We start from the raw sequence: 19103 nt of genomic DNA on the forward strand, positions 1-19103 counted from the left end.
GGATTTTAAAAAAAAGTGTAGAAATCCTTATCATTATGTTAGTTTTAAGGAGTGAACATCGATGAGAGAAGAGGTTAGTGCTGGTGGTGTAGTCCTGTTTGGCAATACGATTCTTTTACTAAGGAAGTTCAATGGAGATTGGGTGCTACCCAAAGGAAAAGTAGAAGAAGGGGAAAATAACCAAGAGGCAGCATTACGTGAAGTAAGCGAAGAAACTGGAGTAAAAGCAGATATATTGAAATATTTAGGTGAAATACACTATACATTCAAAGAAAACTGGGATGAAAATAGAGCAGTTCATAAAACAGTTTTTTGGTACTTAATGCAAGCAAAAAATATGGATACTATTCCACAAAAAGAGGAAGGCTTTATTGATGCTAAATTTATCCATCTAGATAGAGTGGTAGACCTAGCTAGGTATGATGATGAAAAGGAAATAATAAAGGTTGCCTTACAGGAAATAAAAAAAAGGTTAAAGAAAAATTAGTTAATGGGTGATATATATGTCTTTTTCAACTGAAACCAAAAATGAACTAGCGAGAATTGTATCTGAGAATGAATGTTGTAATATAGCTGAACTGTCAGCTCTAGTTAAATCAGGGGGAAGTATACAAATTGTTGGATATAAAAAACTAAATTTAAAAATAACAACAGAATTAAACTCAATAGCCCGTAAAGTCTTTAAGTTATTAAAAAAGAATTTCAGCATAAATACTACAATTTCTGTAAATAAAAATCAAATGTTAAAGAGAAATAATAGTTATGTATTAATGGTAACAAGTGAAATGGGTTCAGAAATGTTATTAAAAAAATTAGGTGTATTGGAAGAAAAAGAGGGATTTTTTACTATAAATAGAGTTCCAGAAAGTTTGGTTAAACATGAGGGATGTAAAAGAGCTTTTATAAGAGGAGCTTTTCTTGGTGGAGGTTCTATAAGTGATCCAGAAAAAAACTATCATATGGAATTTGTAACTAACAATGAGGATTTTGCAGATTCATTAAAAGAACTTATAAATTCTTTAGGCTTTAATAGTAAAATTGTGGCTAGAAAAAATAATTATGTTGTTTATCTTAAAGAGAGTGAACAAATATCCGATTTATTAAGTATTATAGGAGGACACCACGCTCTTTTAAGTCTCCAAAATACTAAAATAGTAAAAGAAATGAGAAATAATGTAAACAGAATAGTAAATTGCGAGACAGCTAACCTTTCTAAAACAGTAAATGCAGCCGTAAGACAAGTAGAAAATATTAGACTAATACAAGAAACTATAGGGATTAGTAGCTTACCAGAAAATTTACAAGAAATAGCCAAGATTAGAATTGAGTATGAAGATATGACTCTCAAGGAGCTTGGAGAGATGTTAGACCCGCCAATAGGAAAATCTGGTGTCAATCATAGACTTAGAAAAATAGAAGAAATCGCGACAGACTTGAAAAAAAAATCATTATAATAAATTTGAGGGGACAATCTCAAAATAAGAATTAATTTCAACATATAGGGTTATAGGTGGAAGTTAATTCCTATTTTGAGATAAAAGTCTCTGTTTTTGTTTTAAGACATGTATTTGTGGTAAAATTAAATTTATAAAACAGGAGGTGATTTAATGGAAAAAGATTTTGCTCATCTTCATGTACATACCGAGTATAGTTTACTTGATGGATTTTCGAGGGTGAAAAAACTTATAAAAAGAGCTAAAGAATTAAATATGAGTTCAATTGCTATTACTGACCATGGTTGTATGTTTGGTGTTATAGATTTTTATAAAACAGCTATAAAAGAAGGAATAAAACCAATTATAGGGTGTGAAGTTTATACAGCTGCACGTGGATTAAGAGATAAAGACCCTAATTATGATAAATATCAAGGACATTTAGTTTTGTTAGCTAAGAATATGGAAGGCTATAAAAATTTGATAAAAATAGTCTCAACTTCATATGTAGAAGGCTTCTACTATAAGCCTAGAGTCGATATGGAAGAACTTAGAAAGCATTGTGAAGGGATTGTAGCACTTTCTGCATGTCTTGCAGGAGATGTTGCACGTGCTTTGATGAATAGAAATTATGAAAAAGCAAAAAAGTTTGCCATTGATTACAAAGATATATTTGGTGAAGAAAATTTCTTTTTAGAAATTCAAGACCATAATTTACCAGAACAGAGAGAAGTGAATTCTGGATTAGTGAAATTATCAAAAGAGACTGGTATTCCACTAGTTGCTACTAATGATGTTCACTATGTAAATAAAGAAGATTCAAAAATACATGATGTTCTTATGTGTATTCAAATGGGTAAAACAGTAAATGACCCAAATAGAATGAGATTTGGAAGTGATGAGTTTTATCTGAAATCAAGAGAAGAAATGGAAGAGTTATTCCCATATGCACTAGAGGCTATTGATAATACTGTAAAAATAGCTGATATGTGTAATGTAGAGTTTGATTTTAACACTATACATCTTCCTAAATATGATGTTCCAGATGGATATACGCCAGAAACTTATTTAAGAGAATTGTGTTTTAATGGATTAAAAGAAAGATATGATAATCCTGATAGTGAGATACTAGATAGATTAAACTATGAATTAGATGTAATTGAAAAAATGGGTTATGTGGAATACTTTTTAATAGTTTGGGACTTTATAAATTTCTCTAAAGAAAATAATATTATAGTAGGACCAGGTAGAGGTAGTGCGGCAGGTTCAATAGTAGCATATACACTTAAGATAACTGATATAGACCCAATAAAATATTCTCTCCTATTTGAACGTTTTCTAAATCCAGAACGTATATCTATGCCAGATATAGATATAGATTTTTGCTATGAAAGAAGAGAAGAAGTTATAGACTATGTAAAGCGAAAATATGGTGATGACCATGTTGCACAAATAATAACTTTTGGAACAATGGGTGCAAAAGCCGCAATAAGAGATGTTGGAAGAGTATTAGATATAGGCTACAATAAGGTTGATAAGATAGCTAAAGAAATACCATTTGCTTTAGGAATGACTATAGATAAGGCATTAGATACAAATCCAAACCTTAAGGATTTATATGACCAAGACCCTGAAACAAAAGAGATAATCAATATATCAAAGCAAATAGAGGGAATGTTAAGACATGCTTCCACTCATGCAGCAGGAGTTGTTATATCCAAAAATCCTGTAGATGAGTATGTACCTCTGTACAAGCATCAAGATGCAATCACAACTCAATTTACTATGACAACACTTGAAGAACTTGGTCTTTTAAAGATGGACTTTCTTGGATTAAGAACACTTACAGTTATAAGAGATGCACTTGATTTAATAGAAAAGAATAGAACAATAAAAAATTACACTGAAAATATAGATTTTTCAAAGATGGACTATGATGATCCAAAGGTATATGAAATGCTTTCATCTGGAAATACTTTAGGAGTGTTTCAGTTGGAAAGTGCTGGTATGAGGAGTTTTATGAAACAACTGAAACCAGATAATTTTGAAGATATTGTAGCGGGAATATCCCTATTTAGACCAGGTCCAATGGACTCTATACCTGCGTATATAAAAAATAAAAGTAATCCAAAAGATGTAACATACTTACATGAGAAATTAAAACCAATAATGGAAGTTACATATGGATGTTTGGTATATCAAGAACAAGTTATGCAAGTTGTTAGAGATTTAGGTGGATATAGTTATGGTCGTAGTGACTTGGTTAGAAGAGCCATGAGTAAGAAAAAAATGGATGTAATGGAAGAAGAAAGACAATATTTTATTCATGGGAAATTTGATGAAGATGGCAACATAGAAATTGCAGGGTGTGTTAGAAATGGTGTAGAAGAGGAAATAGCCAATAAAATATTTGATGACATGATAGATTTTGCTCGTTATGCATTTAATAAATCACATGCAGCTGCATATGGAGTTTTAGCATATGAGACAGCTTATTTAAAAACATATTATCCTGTTGAGTTTATGGCAGCTTTAATAACTAGTGTTATGGGAAATACTGATAAGGTAGTTGAATATATAAGAGAATGTAAAGCATTAGATATAGATGTGTTGCCACCAGACATAAATAAAAGTTTTTCAAAATTCTCGGTTGAAGGTGACAACATAAGATTTGGTCTGGCTGCTGTAAAAAATGTTGGTGTAAATATAATAAATAATATAATTGATGAGAGAGAGTCTAAGGGATTATTTATAGACTTAGTTGATTTAGTTAAGAGATTAGACCAAAAAGATACAAATAAAAGAGTAATAGAAAGCTTAATAAAATGTGGAGCTTTTGATAATATAAGTGAAAATAGAGCTAGTCTGATGGCTGGTTATGAAACTTTATTAGAAAGTGTTTCTATGGACAGAAAGAAAAATGTTCAAGGTCAAATTTCATTATTTGATGCTTTTGGAGATAGTGAAGAAGATAGTGACTTTCAACAAATATATAATTTACCTAAAAGACCAGAATATGAAGAAAGAGAGAAACTTAATCTTGAAAAAGAAGTTCTGGGAATGTATGTAAGTGGGCATCCTTTATCGCAATTTGAAAAAGAATTACAAGAAAAAACATCTATAGATAATGGAAAGTTAAATTCATTAAAAGAGGATGAAGAGTCATATATACAAATGAATGAAACTGATGCAATAATGGGTGGAATGATTGTAAATAAAACGATAAAAACCACAAAAAGAAATGAAATTATGGCATTTATTGAGTTAGAAGATTTATATGGTGCTATAGAAATAATAGTTTTTCCTCAGTTATTACAAAAATATAATGTTATTTTAAACGAAGATAATATAATTTATGTAAAAGGAACATTAAGTATAAAAGAAGGCGAAAATGCAAAACTTATAGCTAGAGAAATAAAAGATATAAAAGACAATACTGACTTTGAAGCTAAAAAATATAATTCAGTAAGAACTAAAAATGTACAAAATGTGAAGTTAGAAAGTGGAAAAAAACTGTATTTAAAAATAGATAGTATGTCTGACACAGATACAACTTACAATATTATAGAAATAGCAAAGCAATATCCAGGCAATGACAGTATATACTTATATCCTATGGATGAAAATATAAATGGTAAGCGCAAAGCATATAAAATGACAGGAGTATCCACCTTTATATGTGATGAATTTATAAACAATTTAGAAAGATTACTTCCTAAGGATAACATAAAGATAAAAGCTTAATTTTTTGGATAAAAATCTAAATATATTATAATAATATGAAAAATATTGTCCGTTTTGTGATATAATATCACAAAATGGACATTTAAGGACATTTAATTTTTTTAGTCTTGATGGGATTGAAAAATGATATAGGGACGAAAAAAGTCCATTAAGATGTGATAAGAATGATTATAATAAAAATTTGACATAAAATCCAAGGAGGTAAAAAATGAAAACTATAGGATTACTAACAAGTGGAGGAGATGCTCCAGGAATGAATGCTGCAATTAGAGCGGTTGTAAGGTCAGCAATATATTATGGATGCAAAGTATATGGAATCAATAGAGGATATAAGGGATTGTTGGAAGAAGATTTAACTGAAATGAACTTATCTTCTGTTGGGGATATTATACACAGAGGAGGAACTATATTAAAATCTTCTAGATGTGAAGAATTCAAAACAGAAGAAGGTAGATTAAAGGCAGTAAAAATTCTTAAAAAGTATAAAATTGACTGCTTAGTAGTAATTGGAGGAGACGGTTCATTTACAGGAGCTCAAAAACTTAGTGACTTAGGATTTCCAGCTATAGGTATACCAGGAACTATAGATAATGACTTAGCATATACAGATTATACTATAGGATTTGACACTGCAATGAATACTATTATAGATGCTATAGGTAAAATAAGAGATACATCATCATCTCATGAAAGAGTTAATATAGTAGAAGTTATGGGAAGACACTGTGGAGATTTAGCCTTATATGCAGGTCTTGCAGGAGGAGCTGAAACTATAATAGTACCAGAAGTAGAGGTTAAAGTAGATGAAGTTGCTTTAAGATTAAAGACAACTCAAAAAAGAGGCAAGAGACATAGTATAATCGTGTTGGCAGAAGGAGTTGGAAGTGCTAGCGATTTAGAGAAGGAACTTAAAAAAGAATCAGGAGCAGATTTAAGAGTAACTGTATTAGGTCATGTTCAAAGAGGAGGAAGTCCAACTGTATTTGATAGAATACTAGCAAGCAGACTTGGTGTAAGAGCTGTAGAATTACTACTAGATGGAAAGTCAGCTAGAGTTGTCGGAATAAAAGAAAACAAAATAATTGACTTAGAAATAAGTGAAGCTTTATCTCAAAAGAAGGTTTTTGATAAAGAAGCTTATGAAATGGCAAAAATATTATCTATATAAATCTTAGTATTTAAAATAAATCTGTGAAATAATATTTCAGGAGGAGCAAATATGTTAAATAATGTAAAGAAAACAAAAATTGTTTGTACGCTAGGGCCAGCATCACAAAGTGAAGAAGTTTTAACTCAACTTATGCAAAATGGTCTAAATGTGTGCAGATTTAACTTTTCCCATGGTTCACATGAAGAACACAAGGAAAGAATAGATATGGCAAAAAAAGTTAGAGAAAAACTAAATAAACCAGTTGCTATATTATTAGACACTAAAGGTCCAGAAATTAGAACAGGTAATTTTGCAGACCCAGAGGTATCTTTAGAAGAAGGACAAAAATTTACTATAACTATGAAAGATGTTGTAGGAACTAAAGAAATATGTACAGTAAGTTATAAGGGTCTTGCTGAAGATGTTAAAGTAGGAGATTCTATACTAATAGATGATGGATTAGTTGGTTTAAGAGTAAAAGAAATAAATGGCGAAGATATAGTATGTATCGTTGAAAATTCTGGAATAGTAAAAAATCATAAAGGTGTAAATGTGCCTGGTGTAAAAATAAATTTACCAGCAATAACTCCTAAAGATATAAGCGACATAGAATTTGGAATAAGCCAAGGTATAGACTATATAGCTGCCTCATTTGTAAGGAAAGCATCTGATGTACTAGCAATAAGAGAAATTTTAGAAAATAACAATGCAACTGATATACAAATTATATCTAAGATAGAAAATCAAGAAGGTGTAGAAAACTTAGATGAAATATTAAAAGTTTCTGATGGTATAATGGTAGCTAGAGGTGATTTAGGTGTTGAAATACCTACTGAAGAAATGCCAATAGTTCAGAAAATGATGATAAAAAAATGCAATGAATTAGCAAAACCAGTTGTAACTGCTACACAAATGCTTGATTCTATGATAAGAAATCCAAGACCAACAAGAGCAGAAGTTACAGACGTAGCTAATGCTATATATGATGGAACAGATGCAATAATGTTATCTGGAGAAACTGCTGCTGGGAAATACCCTGTAGAAGCTGTAAAGATGATGGCTACAATAGCAAAAAGAACAGAAGAAACTTTGGATTATGATAGATTGTTAAAGGAAAATGGTACTAATAATGTTACAGTAACAGATGCAATAAGTCATGCTACTTGTACAACAGCTGTAGATTTAGATGCATCAGCTATAATAACATCTACTTCCTCAGGTTATACTGCTAGAATGGTGTCTAAATTTAGACCAAAATCTCCAATAATAGCTACTACAAATAATGAAAAAACTATGAATAAACTAGCTCTTACATGGGGAGTTTATCCAGTTAAATCTTCTGTTGCAGGAAATACAGATGAAGTTATAGAAAAAGCAATAGAAGCAGCTAGACAAGCAGATTATATAGATAATGGAGAACTAGTGGTTATAACTGCTGGAGTACCAGTAGGAGTAAGCGGAACTACTAACTTAATAAAGGTTCATGTAATAAGTGAAGAAATTGTTCAAGGTATAGGTGTAGGTAATCAAACAGTAGAAGGTAAAGTTCGTATAATAAAAAATGGAGATACTTGTGTAGACTTCAATAAAGGAGATATATTAGTTTCTACAACTACTGATGCTGAAATGAACAATTATATAGAGAAAGCAGGAGCTGTAGTAACTGAAAATGGTGGAATGACATCACATACAGCTATCGTAGGAATAAATTTAGATATACCAGTTATTGTGTCTGCAAATGATATAACTAATCTAGTAAAAGATGGAGAAGTTGTAACAGTGGATGCATCAAGAGGTGTAATATATAGAGGTTCAACTAGAGTTTTATAAGAAAATAATAAATTTATTTTGTCAAGGGGCTTTATAAGCTCCTTTTTTTTTGGTAAAATAAAATATTGTAGCTTAGTAAAAAATATAGTTTAGTTAATATCAAGATTTTAATATATATTTAAAGAAAAGAATTTGTAAGAATTTAAATTTAATATAGTGATTGGAGGGTGATTTATGCTTTCAAAAAACGAGATGTATATTGTAGATATAGTAGACATTGGACAGGCTGGAGTAGGCGTTGGAAAGTACAATGGTATTACAGTTTTTGTAGAGGGCGGATTAATACAAGATAAAGTTAAAGTTAAAATTAATAAGGTCAAGAAAAATTATGCTGTAGGAGACATTGTTGAAATAATAGAGAAGTCTCCATTTAGAGTAAAAAGAGTGTGTAGTGACAATCTTAAGGATTGTGGAGGGTGCCAAATACAAGATTTAGACTATAATAAACAACTTGAAATGAAAACAAATGAAGTTAAACAAGTGCTTACAAGAATAGGTAAGTTGGATGATGTGGTAGTTCATGATACTATAGGCATGGAGAAGCCATATAGATATAGAAATAAAGCTCAATTTCCAATACAAAAGAACAATGGAGTTCCTATTATTGGTTTTTACAAAAAGAAGACTCACGATGTAATATCGACAGAAAAATGTGTAATACAACATGAACTAAATGATAAAATTGTTAAGATAATAAAAACGTATATAAGAGCTTATAAGGTAAGCATATATGATGAAAAGGCTCAGACTGGAGTAATTAGACATTTGGTGACAAAAATTGGATTTACAACTAAAGAAGTAATGGTTGTATTAGTTGCTAATGGAAACAGACTTCCATATCTTAAAGAATTAGCTTCAGTATTAGAGGAAAATATACCTGGATTTAAGACTTTAGTTGTAAATATAAATGAAAAAAATACAAATGCCATTCTTGGAAAAGAGAATATAGTTGTGTATGGAGATGGTAAAATAAATGATTATATAGGAGATTTAGTATTTGAGATTTCTCCATTGTCATTTTTCCAAGTAAATCCTATACAAACTAAGGTATTATATAATAAAGCTCTTGAATATGCAGATTTAAAGGATACTGATACTGTTTTTGATATTTATTGTGGTATAGGTACAATATCTTTATTTTTAGCGCAAAAGGCTAAAAAAGTTTATGGAATAGAAATTATAGAAGATGCTATAAAAGATGCTAAGGTAAATGCTAGATTAAACAATATACATAATGCTGAATTCTATGTGGGTAAGGCAGAAGAGGTTGTTCCTAAGATGTATAGTGAGGGTAAGACTGCTAATGTTGTAGTTGTAGACCCACCTAGAAAGGGTTGTGACGAAAAGGTTTTAGAGACAATTGTTTCAATGAATCCTGAGAGAATTGTTTATGTTTCTTGTAATCCTTCTACTTTAGCAAGGGATTTAAATTATCTAAATATGCATGGATTTAAATGTATTGAGGCACAACCTGTAGATATGTTCCCTCATTCTACACATGTGGAGACTGTAGCGTTGCTACGTCGCAAGTAATGCTGGAAATTCTGAATTTTAGCCACTTTCACAAGCATGTAGTATTTGCATCAGATGGAAGTAAAATAAGGAATAAAGAATTAAAAAGGTATTTTGACGTGTCTGTAGTTATATATATGGAGTGTGGAAATACGAAAATATAATAAAAATAAAGGCAATAATGGATTATAATTTATATATCTATTATTGCTTTTTTATTTGAATAATAACTTAGCTACTACAAATTTATTTTATTAATTATTTTTATTAAATCTTAAAATAATATCATTAAAGTAATACTTGTTTAATAAGATCTAGTAAAAGTGTTATATATGCCAATAATATGTAATATTTAGTAAATGTATAGTATAATATCTGTATTATTATAAAGTGGGTGATGTTATATTATGGGTACTGCGGTAAATGATGCAACTTTAAAAAAAGCAGGGGACATTTTTCAATATTATATTGCATTAAGAAATTGTTTTAATATGAAAAGTGGAGATAAAGTGCAAATAGAAGTTAATGGAGATGTCAGTTTAATTTCAAGTGAATCTGACTCATCTTTTCAAATAGAGGTAAAACACCATTTTGGTGAGCATTCTCTTTCTGATAGAAATATAGATTTTTGGAAAACTTTAACTAATTGGTATGTTGAATATGATAGAATATCAGTATTTTCTAGTTTGGTATTGTATACTACTTCAGTAATTGGAGTAGATTCCCCATTTCATGATTGGAACAATAAAAATAAAAGTGAAAAATTATGTGTGTTATTAAATATTGGAGCTATTGAAAAAAAAGATGAAAACACTTTTAGAAAGTATTACAAAAAAATATTCGATGAAAATATTTATGATAAAGAAAAGCTAGAAGATATATTATCTAGATTTACTATAGAATATAATCAAAATAAAATTTCTGATATATCAAAAGAGTTTGATTGTTATGTTGGACATATCCCTCAAGAGAATAGAGATCATTATATCGGAGCATTACTGGGAAGACTACTTTCAATTGTAAAAGAGCCACCACATAGATGGGAAGTAAGTAGAGAAGATTTTGATAATATTTTACAGAAAGAGTCGGTAGCTTATTCTAATAAGAATGGAAAACCATTACCAGATATATTTAATGATGAAGATATATCAGAATATGAAAAGGGAACATTGATTAATAAAAATTTTGTTGAAGAAATAAAAAAAATAGAGTATGATGATGAGATTCAACTAGCTATATTAGATTATTGGAAAACAAATATGACTATTATTAACTTTTTCAATGAAGATTTTTTATATAATCAAAGTTTAGATAAATATAGAGATGATTTGTCATATAAATTAAAACATCAGAAAAAAATTAGTGTAATTAAGAGTAGAGGAAAAAGTAGAAAAGAGCAAATTGAAAGTTCACAAATATTGTATAGTGAAGTTATGTCATGGGATGTGAGGGATTTTGAATCAATAATTAAAAATCAATATTATTTTCAAAGGGGAATTATTCATACTATTGTGGATGACAGAAAATTTAGTTGGGATGTAGGTGAAAATAATTGAGTATAAAAAATATAAAAATATTATCTATGAATTCACATTTTTATGCATTATTATTTAGAGGATTTTTATCAGGATATAATAAACCATGTGAAATAAGAACACTATTTATGGCACTTCCTATTTTGTTATATTCAGATTCAAGGAAAAAACTTATTTCTGCAAATAAAACAAGCAGAATGGAAAGTCTATTTAATAAGCCTAAGGATCTGGAAAATAATAAAAAAATTTCAGGGAAATCTGATTTGGCAGGATATATAAAGCGTTTTGAGGATGTTAAGGGGTTATCTAAAAAAGCTATAATAATTCTATATTCACAAGAGAATATACGTTTAGAAGGAAATAGAATATTTTTAATTTCAGATCCTATAAGTCACTTAAATTATAAAGGAGAAATTAAAAGTTGGATTAGATCTGCGTATTATTTAGGTATTATTTTTGCAAAGACAAATGAGGATCATTTAAATTATTTTTTAGGGGTTGATAGAATATGAGAAGTTATATGAGGGCGATTATGATTTTTAATAAATCAGGAGAAGTTAGAAGTGTTAATATGAAACCAGGAGTGAATATTATTACTGGGGAATCAAAAACAGGTAAGAGTGCTCTTGTTGAAATAATGGACTACTGTTTATGTAGTTCAAGATGTACTATCCCAAAGGGGAAGATTACAGAATTTGCATATATTTATGTTATACCAATGGTAATAAATAAAAATACCTATATAATTGCTAGATATAATTGGGAGAATGGAGGGAAAATGCATATATCAAAAGAAGGTATTGATTTTCCAGTAGATAAAGTTGATTTAAATTATTTTAAAAATATGCCGATATTATCGATTAAGGATGCTCAGTATGAAATTGAGTCTGCATTAGGGTTACATGTAAGTAATCTTGTTTTCGAAAAAGATGAAAAAGGAAAGAAAGCATCTTTAAGAAATATGACATCCTATCTTTTTCAACATCAAAACTTAATTGCAAGTAAATTTGCATTGTTCTATAGATTTTCAGAATCATACAAGAGAAAGGATATAATTGAGCAATTTCCTATTTTTGCAGGAATGATAGGACAGGAATACTATAGTAGCTTAATAGAGTTAAATGATTTAAAGAATCAATTGAATCGTAAGTTAAAGAGTCAAAAATCAAATCAGAAAAGTAGTGAATATTTAAAAAGTATATTAAAACCATTATTAGAAGATTATTTTTCATTATTAAATACTCCTATTGACTTAAATATAACTTTAAATAAGATGAAAAAACTTGCGTCTAATTTGCCAGAATTTGATGAAGCTCAACTTTTAGAAGAAGAGGGAATAATTGAAAGATATAATTTGTTAAAAAAAGAATTAGAAGAGCTAGTAAGCGAAGAAAGAAGTATTCTAATGAAAATAAATAATTTAGATGATGCAAGTAACCGAGGTCGAGGTTTTACTGAATCACTAAAAGAATTAAAAGAAAAAACAAAGGTTTTTGAAATTGGTGAAAATAAATATTCTTGTCCACTTTGCGGAAATAATTGTGAAGTTATTTCAGAAGAAGATAGATTACTATTAGAAGCAGGCGAATGGTTAGATAAGGAGCTAGAGATTACTAGTAAATATACACATGATTTTTCAGAAGATATAAGGAAATTGAAAGGAATTGCTTTAGATATATCAGAAAAGATGAAAATAATATCAAATCAGATTAAAGAAATTGAGAAAAAATATATAAAATCAGATGCCTTAAATTCTAAGAAAGAAAAAGTAAATTATGCTAAAGTTAAAATTGAATTATATTCTAATATGATTGATGGAGGATTATTTGAAAATATTGATGAAGATATAGAAAATTTAAAGGAATTAATAACAAATTTAGAAGATAAGATTAAAGGATATGATTTAGAGGTAAAGAAGGCAAAGGCTCAGACGTTTTTATCTGATAATATGAATCGATTAGCTCTTACATTAGATTTTGAGGAAGAATATAGACCTATAAATCTTAATTTTAGTTTAGTAGATGGAACATTTGATTTATATCAATATCAAAATAAAAATGAAAAAATATTTTTAAATGAGATGGGGAGTGGAGCGAACTGGGTATCATGCCATATATCACTTTTCCTTAGCTTTCTTAGGTACTTTGCTAAACAGGAAAATTCACCTATGTCACTAATTATGTTTTTTGATCAACCAAGTCAAGTTTATTTTCCTGAAGGTGACATAGATAAAAATGAATTTTCACAGTCTGATTTAAAAGCAGTAAATCAGATGTATAAGACTATATTTGATGAAATTAAATCAATTGGAGAAGATACTGGTATACTTCCTCAAATTTTAATAGTTGATCACGTTGATGGAAAAAATTTGGAGGTTAAGGATGAATTTATATCTTATATAAGATGTAATTGGAGAAATGGAAAAGCATTAATATAATTAAATAAATATATATAAATAGACATTGAAATTTATAAATTCAGTGTCTATTTTTTATTGAAATAATATGATGGAAAGGATGATATTTATGGATAAATATAAATTATCTAAAAAATTTGTAAGTTTTATTATGGCTTTTATAATTATAATTACTACTATGTTTACATCACAAGTTTCAGTTTATGCAAGTGAGTTGGATATGAGTGAAAGTACAGGATTTAATTATGTAGGTATTAGTCCAATTACTAATAAAAAGGTTAATCATAAGATTTACCGTATGAAGGTAGATGGTAAAACCGTATTTTGTATAGAACCTGGAATTATAACGTCTAGTGGAGGTGGATATGTATCAGAAGAATATATAGATTCTAAGAAAGATATATTATCTAAAATTGCTTATTATGGATATACAGATACAAATCAATCAAAATATGACTATGCATTAACTCAAATAATTATATGGGAGGAATTAGGAGATAAATTTATATCTACAACACTTCCAAATTATCATAAAAGAAAAACTGAAATACTTGAAAAGGTAAATAGACATAATATATTACCTTCATGGAATAATGAAAAAGTTGCAGTTAAAAGTGGAGAAACAATTGAGTTAGAAGATAAGAATAGTATTATTAGACAAATGAATTTAAAATCAAATAATACTGGAACAGATATATTACTTGAAGAAAATACTTTGAAAATTACAGCAAATAAAAATTCTAATTCAAGAGTTATTAGTTATATAAAGATTCCTAAGAATGAGGTTGGAACATCAATAGTTTATCGTAAGCCTAACTATCAAAGTTTAGCAGAATTTCATATGGAAAGTTCGATGAGTTCAAATTTAAATATAAATGTAATCAAGTTAGGAAGTGTTAAAGTAAAAAAGATTGATGAAGACACAAGAAAGGAATTAGCAAATGCAAAACTTAGATTTGAGTATGATGGTGATAGTAAAGAAATTATAACCGATTCTAATGGAATTGCTAGTATAGAAGATTACCAGAAGGAAAAACTGTAACAATATCAGAAGTGATAGCACCAAACGGATATTTTAATAAAGGTGAAATTAAAAAAGTTATTATTGAAGCAAATAAAACAATAGAAGTTTCATTAGGAAATAAAGAACAGTTAGGTAATGTAGTACTTAGTAAGATGGGAAAAGACTTTGGAACAGAAATGCCTAATGATAGTTATAAATTAGAAGGAGCAATTTATGGAATTTATAATGAAAATGATGAAAAGATAACTACTATAACCACAGATAAATTTGGAAAGGCAACATCAGAAAAGATAAAGCTCGGAAAGTATTATGCCCTTGAAGAAAAGGCTCCAGAGGGATATTTAATAAATAAAGAAAAAATACCATTTGAATTAAAATATGTTGGACAAACTGTAGAAGTAACATCAACATCTATTACTCATAAAGATACAGAACAAAAAGGAAAAGCAATATTAACTAAAGAAGATGAAAAAATTGGGTCAATACCTCAAGGAAGTGCAAAACTTGATGGTGCGGTTTATGAATTAAGAAAATCAAATAATGATGAGTTAGTTGAAATAGTAACGATTAAAGGTGGAAAGGCAAAAGTAGAAAATTTATATCTTGGTGAGTATTATTGGATTGAAAAGAAAGTTCCAGAAGGATATTTATTAGATATTACTAAACATTATTTTGAAATAAGTTATGCAGGTGAAAATATAGAAACATCTGTAAAAGAAACAATAGTAAAAGAGAAAGTAATTACAGGTGGATTTGATTTAATAAAGTTTGGAGAATATGATTGGAAAGAAAAAATTAAAAATATTTTAAAAACAAAAAATAAAGAAATAAAACCTTTAAAGGATGTAGAGTTTTCTGTATTTAGTGACACAATAGTGAAGTTAGTTAAAACAGGATATACAGATGAAAAAGGATATTTAAAATTTGAAGGATTACCTTACGATACTTATACAGTCAAAGAAACTAAAACACCAGAAGGATATATTGCAGCAAAAGATTTTAAGGTAATAATTAAGGAACAAAATGAGGTGCATAACCTAAAAATTAAAAATGAATTAATTAAAGGAGGGGCTAAGTTAATAAAAACAGATGTAGTAACAGGTGAGCCCTTACCAAACGCAGGAATTAGGATACTTGATGAAGATAAAAATATTTTAATAGAAGGTAAAACAGATGATAAAGGTGTATTTTATTTTAATAAATTATCTAAGGGTATTTATTACTTCCAAGAATACGAAGCACCTAAAGGATATCAAATTGATGAAACACCAATGAAATTTGAAATAAAGGAAAATGGTGAGATTATAATTTTTAAGATGACAAACAAAAAAATAGAGAAAACAGAATTACCAAAAACAGGAGAGACAAATGAGTTAATATTCTATGGAATAGGAACTACATTATTAGGATTATTATTAATATCAATAAAAAGTAAAAAGAAAATAGAGAAATAGAAGGTTCAGATACAAAGTAGTATCTGTTTTTTTATACAAATTTTTAGGAGGTAATGAAATTATGGATTATAAATTTGTGTTTATTAGATCACCAACATTTAAAGCTATTTACTTTATTTTAAAAATATAAATTTAGAAAAGAGAGGTAATGATTGATGAAATTGAAACATATTATCCCCAATATGGATGATACATTTGGAAGTTTAGAATATGCAGGAGAAGGATATATTAAACAAAGAAAAATTAATGGGAAAATGACAGTAATGTCTAGAGAATATAGTCTCTATTCAGATATATAAAGAGCAGACGATATAGTTGTTATTTTACCAGCTAATGTAGGTGAAAAGTCTTTTGAAGTTGAGGAAAAGGTAAAATTAATAAATTAGCTGAAGGATATAAAATAGGAACTCGAGGTTTTACAAATTATATTTTATTAGCAGATGATATAGTAAAGGCTTAATGAGGATAAGATTATGAGATTAGCAAATGGAATAGTTATAGATAAAGAAAAAACATTTGGAGTATTAAAGTTTTCGGCACTCAGAAGAGAGGTACATGTTCAAAATGATGATGGAACAGTATCAAATGAAATTAAAGAACGTACTTATGATTTAAAGAGTAGAGGACAAGGAAGAATGATACAAGTCAGTATACCAGCATCAGTACAATTAAAAGAGTTTGATTATAATTCAGAAGTAGATATTATTAATCCAGTTGCAGATACAGTAGCGACAGCTAATTTTAATGGGACTGATGTAGATTGGTATATTAAAGCTGATGATATCACTTTGAAAATAGGACAAGGAAAATTAGCAGAAGATTTACAAGATAAGCAGGCAAGTAAAGATAATATTAAAAAGAAGTAGATTAATATGAGTAAGGATAAAGATAAGAGTATTCAAATAATTAGTAGAAGAAAATTAGATTTAAGAATAAAGAAAATACCAAAGAAAGCAGTAATTAATTTTATTAGGACGTATCACTATTCAAAAGTAATTCCTCGTCTTTGTCGTTATTTTTTAGGAGTTTATGAAGAAGACATATTGTTAGGTGTGATTGAATTAGGATGGGGAACACAGCCATTACAGACTATACGTAAAATATTTCCTTGTAATGAACTTTTTACAGAAAACTATTTGGAAATTGGCAAAATGTGTTTTCTTCCAGAAATGAATTATAATCAATATTTTGGAAGTCGAACTCTTTCACTACTAATAAGATGGTTAAGAAAAAACACAGGATATCTTTTTTTATATACACTTGCTGATGGAATAGAAGGAAAATGCGGATATGTTTATCAAGCTTCTAATTTTTATTATTGTGGTTATTTTAAGACTAGTGTATATCGAGATAAAGAAACAGGAGAAAAAATACATCCACGTAGTGCAAGAAAATTATTGGAAGAAAATGCACACTATGATGGAGTAAAAAAAAGATATTGGTTTACACATTGTTTTTGTGAGTACAAAGGTATAGAAAAAATTAATGGACTTATGTTCCGATATATATATCTGTTGACAAAAGAAGCTGATGTAATTTTGAAATACTACAAAAATTATGTAAGACATAGATATCCTAAAGATAAAAATCTATTGTTTGAAAGAAGGATTGATAATAGGAAATATGAAAAAATACAACAACCAAAATTTAATAGAAATGTAGATAGATATAATGCACAGGATTTTAATAAATATATGGAAAGGATAAAAAATGAAATTTTATAAATACAAAGGGAATAGGATAAGAGCCATTGATAAATTACTGGTTTTTCGTTTTTCAATAAGTATATTGTCAATTATATTTACGATATTATTGACAGTTCTTAATGTAAAACAGATTACAGAAATAAACTGGAAAAACATAAACTTGTTTTCTGGGAATGGGTTATCACTTTCAATATGATAGAGTTAAACAACTAATCCATCGTCAAAAATTAGCAAGAATGATATTAGAAAATAAATGGTATGAATCTGAATCTATTAAAGATAGTGGATTCTTTAAAGATTTAAATTCTAATAAGCAGAAAGAAAAAATAGTGTATTTTCCTAAAATGTACTATGAATTAAAGGATGGATTAATTTATATTAAAGTTGAAATAACTTTAGGTAAATATCAAGATCAATTATTAAATTTAGAAAAGAAATTAGAGTCAGGTTTATATTGTGAGTTAGTTTCTAAAGAGTTAAAAGACTCTTATATTGAATATGTTTTACTATATGATACTATTGCAAATAGAATATCTATTGATGAAGTTAAAGTTCGTAATGGAAGTTTAAAATTTATGAAGTCTGTGTATTGGGAGTTTGATAAGTTACCTCATATGCTAATTGCAGGAGGAACTGGCGGAGGAAAGACATATTTTATACTTACAATAATTGAAGCATTAATAAGAACTAAATCTACACTTTATATATTAGATCCTAAAAATGCAGATTCAGCAGATTTGAAAATGGTTATACCAAATGTATATTGTAAAAAAGACGATATGATTTTGTGCATAAATAACTTTTATGATGAAATGATGAAGCGTAGTGAATCTATGAAAACTATGAGTAATTATAAAATTGGAGAAAATTATGCATATCTTGGACTTCCAGCTAACTTTTTAATATTTGATGAGTATGTTGCTTTTATGGAAATGCTAGGAACTAAAGAAAATACTGCTGTTTTAAATAAACTAAAGCAAATTGTAATGCTTGGTAGACAGGCAGGTTTTTTTCTTATATTAGCTTGTCAACGTCCAGATGCTAAATATCTTGGAGATGGTATTAGAGATCAATTTAATTTTAGAGTAGCACTGGGGAGAATGTCTGATCTTGGATATAATATGATGTTTAGTGAAACTAACAAAGACTTTTTCTTAAAGCAAATTAAAGGAAGAGGCTATATAGATACTGGTACAAGTGTAATATCTGAATTTTATACTCCACTTGTTCCTAAAGGTCACAATTTTTTAGATGAAATAGATAAATTATTTGTAAAAACAGAAAAAACAGATTAAAGTT

The 19103-nt window shown here is 28.5% G+C and carries 11 protein-coding genes and 3 pseudogenes; all 14 read left to right on the forward strand.

Translation table 11 applies throughout. The annotated features are described in order from the left end of the window. Positions 1–61 precede the first annotated feature (61 nt). The 14 genes and pseudogenes from JJC01_02545 to JJC01_02610 all read left to right on the forward strand — a co-directional run bounded on the left by JJC01_02545 (position 62) and on the right by JJC01_02610 (position 19099). Positions 62–487, forward strand: coding sequence for an NUDIX hydrolase (locus JJC01_02545; protein UDN58770.1), 426 nt, complete (start codon positions 62–64; stop codon positions 485–487). A 16-nt stretch (positions 488–503) separates the two neighbouring features. Further along, the gene (whiA, locus tag JJC01_02550) at positions 504–1454 is read left to right on the forward strand and encodes a DNA-binding protein WhiA (GenBank protein ID UDN58771.1); all 951 of its coding nucleotides are present in this window, start codon (positions 504–506) and stop codon (positions 1452–1454) included. 153 nt (positions 1455–1607) lie between these two features. Next, positions 1608–5177, forward strand: coding sequence for a DNA polymerase III subunit alpha (locus JJC01_02555; GenBank protein ID UDN58772.1), 3570 nt, complete (start codon positions 1608–1610; stop codon positions 5175–5177). Positions 5178–5385: 208 nt separating this feature from the next. Next, entirely contained in the window at positions 5386–6345 is a 960-nt protein-coding gene (gene pfkA / locus JJC01_02560; GenBank protein ID UDN58773.1) for a 6-phosphofructokinase, read from the forward strand. A gap of 51 nt (positions 6346–6396) precedes the next feature. Then, a complete protein-coding gene (gene pyk, locus JJC01_02565) occupies positions 6397–8157 on the forward strand; it encodes a pyruvate kinase (GenBank protein UDN58774.1) in 1761 nt (586 codons plus the stop codon). Between the two features lie 174 nt (positions 8158–8331). Further along, positions 8332–9690 carry a 23S rRNA (uracil(1939)-C(5))-methyltransferase RlmD gene (gene rlmD / locus JJC01_02570; GenBank protein UDN58775.1) on the forward strand — a complete coding sequence of 453 codons (1359 nt, stop codon included), beginning with the start codon at positions 8332–8334 and terminating at the stop codon, positions 9688–9690. 386 nt (positions 9691–10076) lie between these two features. Beyond that, a complete protein-coding gene (locus JJC01_02575; GenBank protein UDN58776.1) occupies positions 10077–11225 on the forward strand; it encodes a hypothetical protein in 1149 nt (382 codons plus the stop codon). Further along, a complete protein-coding gene (locus tag JJC01_02580) occupies positions 11222–11716 on the forward strand; it encodes a hypothetical protein (protein UDN58777.1) in 495 nt (164 codons plus the stop codon). The genes JJC01_02575 and JJC01_02580 overlap by 4 nt, the downstream gene beginning before the upstream one ends. Further along, positions 11713–13641: a DUF3732 domain-containing protein gene (locus JJC01_02585; protein ID UDN58778.1), complete on the forward strand. Its 1929-nt coding sequence runs from the start codon at positions 11713–11715 to the stop codon at positions 13639–13641. The genes JJC01_02580 and JJC01_02585 overlap by 4 nt, the downstream gene beginning before the upstream one ends. 130 nt (positions 13642–13771) lie before the next feature. Further along, a pseudogene (locus JJC01_02590) lies at positions 13772–15975 on the forward strand (Cys-Gln thioester bond-forming surface protein). A gap of 278 nt (positions 15976–16253) precedes the next feature. Then, positions 16254–16558, forward strand: a pseudogene (locus JJC01_02595) (YdcP family protein). Between the two features lie 13 nt (positions 16559–16571). Next, positions 16572–16964, forward strand: a complete 393-nt coding sequence (locus JJC01_02600) for a YdcP family protein (GenBank protein ID UDN58779.1) — start codon at positions 16572–16574, stop codon at positions 16962–16964. A 6-nt stretch (positions 16965–16970) separates the two neighbouring features. After that, positions 16971–17822 (forward strand): hypothetical protein, encoded by an 852-nt coding sequence (locus JJC01_02605; GenBank protein ID UDN58780.1) that lies wholly within the window; start codon positions 16971–16973, stop codon positions 17820–17822. Beyond that, positions 17809–19099 (forward strand): annotated as a pseudogene (locus JJC01_02610) (DNA translocase FtsK). The gene JJC01_02605 and the pseudogene JJC01_02610 overlap by 14 nt, the downstream one beginning before the upstream one ends. The last annotated feature ends 4 nt before the right edge of the window (positions 19100–19103 follow it).

This window comes from Clostridioides sp. ES-S-0010-02 (assembly GCA_020641055.1).
GTDB lineage: Bacteria > Bacillota > Clostridia > Peptostreptococcales > Peptostreptococcaceae > Clostridioides.

Excerpts from the sequence above, each read along its gene's own strand:
- JJC01_02545 (UDN58770.1), top strand. The coding sequence starts at position 62 with ATGAGAGAAGAGGTTAGTGCTGGTGGTGTAGTCCTGTTTGGCAATACG.
- whiA (UDN58771.1), top strand. The coding sequence starts at position 504 with ATGTCTTTTTCAACTGAAACCAAAAATGAACTAGCGAGAATTGTATCT.
- JJC01_02555 (UDN58772.1), top strand. The coding sequence starts at position 1,608 with ATGGAAAAAGATTTTGCTCATCTTCATGTACATACCGAGTATAGTTTA.
- pfkA (UDN58773.1), top strand. The coding sequence starts at position 5,386 with ATGAAAACTATAGGATTACTAACAAGTGGAGGAGATGCTCCAGGAATG.
- pyk (UDN58774.1), top strand. The coding sequence starts at position 6,397 with ATGTTAAATAATGTAAAGAAAACAAAAATTGTTTGTACGCTAGGGCCA.
- rlmD (UDN58775.1), top strand. The coding sequence starts at position 8,332 with ATGCTTTCAAAAAACGAGATGTATATTGTAGATATAGTAGACATTGGA.
- JJC01_02575 (UDN58776.1), top strand. The coding sequence starts at position 10,077 with ATGGGTACTGCGGTAAATGATGCAACTTTAAAAAAAGCAGGGGACATT.
- JJC01_02585 (UDN58778.1), top strand. The coding sequence starts at position 11,713 with ATGAGAAGTTATATGAGGGCGATTATGATTTTTAATAAATCAGGAGAA.
- JJC01_02600 (UDN58779.1), top strand. The coding sequence starts at position 16,572 with ATGAGATTAGCAAATGGAATAGTTATAGATAAAGAAAAAACATTTGGA.
- JJC01_02605 (UDN58780.1), top strand. The coding sequence starts at position 16,971 with ATGAGTAAGGATAAAGATAAGAGTATTCAAATAATTAGTAGAAGAAAA.